We start from the raw sequence: 2,578 nt of genomic DNA, 5'->3' as shown, positions 1-2,578 counted from the left end.
GGTCATGGTCTGGAAGGCGATTTCAATCGTCGTGAAACGTCGGTCTTCAGCGGAAAAATGGGGCAACTGGTGGCCTCTGAACTCTGCACCGTGGTTGACGATGGCACCATCGAAGGCCTGCGCGGCTCACTGGCAGTGGATGACGAAGGCGTGCCAGGCCAGTATAACGTCCTGATCGAAAACGGCGTGCTCAAAGGCTACATGCAGGACAAGCTCAATGCGCGTCTGATGGGCGTACCGCCAACCGGTAACGGGCGCCGTGAATCCTATGCGCACTTGCCGATGCCGCGTATGACCAACACTTATATGCTGGCGGGCAAATCCACGCCGCAGGACATCATTTCCAGCGTTGAGTACGGGATTTATGCACCGAACTTTGGTGGCGGTCAGGTAGATATCACCTCGGGCAAGTTTGTGTTCTCAACCTCAGAAGCCTATCTGATTGAAAACGGCAAAGTCACCACGCCGGTGAAAGGTGCCACGCTGATCGGTTCCGGTATTGAAGCGATGCAGCAAATTTCAATGGTGGGTAACGATCTGGCGCTGGATAAAGGCGTTGGCGTGTGTGGTAAAGAGGGGCAGAGCGTGCCGGTCGGCGTCGGCCAGCCAACCCTGAAGCTGGATAAAATCACTGTCGGCGGTACCGCGTAATCATTTCTGGTGCGCATCAATGCGCACCTTCCGAATGACAGTAAAGTCTAATGTCCCCATGACGCACCATTTCGAATGGCCGTGGAGTCTGATGATTCCACGGCCGCCTCTACGAATGACCGTAAGTTGATGTTCGCATGGCGGACTCTGCTGATTATCGAACAGTCTGAGTTTCCCTATGGCGCACCTTACAAATAGTCGTTTCGCGCATCGTAGGGACACCCTGTATGGCGCCCAGACCGTTAACTCTTACGATGCTGCTGATACTGCTGCGCCACCTGCTTAAAGTACTCAGTCAGATAATCAATACACACCTGCACCTTCAGCGGCATCTTGTCTTTTTCAGTATAGAGCGCATACACCGGGCGCGGTTCTGAGTGATATTGCGGGAACAGAATATCGATCTCACCGGCGTTAATCTCATCAATCACCCACATCAGCGGCACATAGGCGATACCGCAACCCGCTTTCAGCCAGCGAATCAGCGTTTGTGAATCATTAGTCACGAAGCGCCCTTGTGGCGTCAATCGCGTCACCAAACCTTCCGGCGCGACCAGTTCAAAGGTGTTGTCCGGGCGAACGCTATATTCCAGCCATGAAAAATTATCGATTTCACCCGGTTTGTCTGGCGTGCCGTGCTGTGCCAGATAACTTTTTGCGGCACAGACCACCATCGGCATCGCGCCCAGGCGGCGCGAGAACAGATTAGAATCCTGCAAGGCGCCGACGCGAACCACGAGATCTAAACCGTTGGCGATCAGATCCGGTGCTGGAATGCCGGTGACCAGATTGACGCTCAGGCCAGGATATTCGCGCAGCATATCGCTGGTCATCGCGGACAACACATTTTGCGCCATGGTGGATGAGCAGCCGATACGCAGTATACCAATCGGCGTATTGTTAAAGGCATACAGCTGTTCATGCACCTGTGATGCCTCGGCCAGCATGCGGCGACAGCCCTGATAGTAGATCTTACCTGCTTCGGTCAGACCAATACTGCGCGTACTGCGATTTAACAATTTGACCTGCAACTCATCTTCCAGTTTGGCGACAATTTGGCTGATTGACGAAACGCTAAGATGAAGCTGACGTGCCGCGGCGGTAAAAGAACCTAATTCAACCACTTTGGCGAAAATGGACATGCCTTTAAGTCGTTCCATTGTTTACTCTGGCTAAAAAGTGATTTAGCTCACAATATGTAGAAAACGTATAGTCATGCGCGTTACTATACGCACGCTGGGTCTGTTCACCGCACCTTAACACGGCTGTGTTTACACGATGATACGCTATCATTAGCTCAACGCGGCCTGAATGTTGCCATCAGTCTCCCAATCATCCCCTGATTCTCAACCCGACGTGCCACGCGGCATGAGGGCAGGTATCGGTGCAATCCGGCAAGGTCGAACTAAGGAACCGTAATGAGTGTGCTTCCGGTATTTGTCGTATTCGGGCTGAGCTTTCCGCCCATCTTCATTGAACTACTGGTTTCGCTGGCGCTGTTCTGGCTGGTGAAACGCGTGCTGACGCCCAGCGGAATTTATGACCTGGTGTGGCATCCGGCACTTTTTAACACAGCGTTGTATTGCTGCGTGTTTTACCTTGTATCCCGTCTATTCGTCTGAGGTTTTTAAGTGAAAGCGCTCATAAGAAAAATCGCGCGTTACGCGATTACAATCCTGCTGGTTATCATCGCAATCGTGATCATCTTCCGCGCCTGGGTGTTCTACACCGAATCGCCCTGGACGCGTGACGCCAAATTCTCCGCTGATGTCGTAGCGATCTCGCCGGATGTCACCGGGCTTATCACTGAGGTGCCGGTGCACGACAACCAACTGGTGAAACAGGGTGATACGCTGTTTGTCGTGGATCGCCCGCGCTACCAGAAAGCGCTGGATGAGGCCCAGGCGGATGTCGAATATTACCAGGC

At 53.1% G+C, this 2,578-nt stretch carries 4 protein-coding genes; 3 read left to right on the top strand and 1 reads right to left on the bottom strand.

Features of this window, described 5'->3' with window-relative positions; translation table 11 throughout:
• Window positions 1-651, top strand: a 651-nt coding sequence (locus FT726_RS26765; RefSeq protein ID WP_346303792.1) for a metallopeptidase TldD-related protein, incomplete at its 5' end; no start/stop codon positions are given.
• Window positions 652-893: 242 nt separating this feature from the next.
• On the opposite strand, the gene aaeR is transcribed toward FT726_RS26765, so the two are convergent.
• Complete coding sequence (gene aaeR / locus FT726_RS26760) at window positions 894-1,811, bottom strand: HTH-type transcriptional activator AaeR (protein WP_038644372.1); 918 nt, start codon at window positions 1,809-1,811, stop codon at window positions 894-896.
• Window positions 1,812-2,069: 258 nt separating this feature from the next.
• Between aaeR and aaeX the strand changes: the two genes are divergently transcribed.
• Together aaeX and FT726_RS26750 are read left to right on the top strand one after the other, a co-directional pair.
• A complete protein-coding gene (gene aaeX / locus FT726_RS26755; RefSeq protein ID WP_021508145.1) occupies window positions 2,070-2,273 on the top strand; it encodes a p-hydroxybenzoic acid efflux pump operon protein AaeX in 204 nt (67 codons plus the stop codon).
• Between the two features lie 9 nt (window positions 2,274-2,282).
• On the top strand, window positions 2,283-2,578 hold a 296-nt coding region (locus FT726_RS26750; protein WP_346303791.1), incomplete at its 3' end, for a biotin/lipoyl-binding protein.

Origin of the sequence: Pantoea sp. Morm, from assembly GCF_016643525.1 — a bacterium.
In the GTDB taxonomy this organism is placed as follows: Bacteria; Pseudomonadota; Gammaproteobacteria; order Enterobacterales; family Enterobacteriaceae; genus Pantoea; species Pantoea dispersa.
The sequence above is the reverse complement of the archived record's forward strand: the minus strand, read 5'-3'. Positions and strand labels throughout refer to the sequence as shown.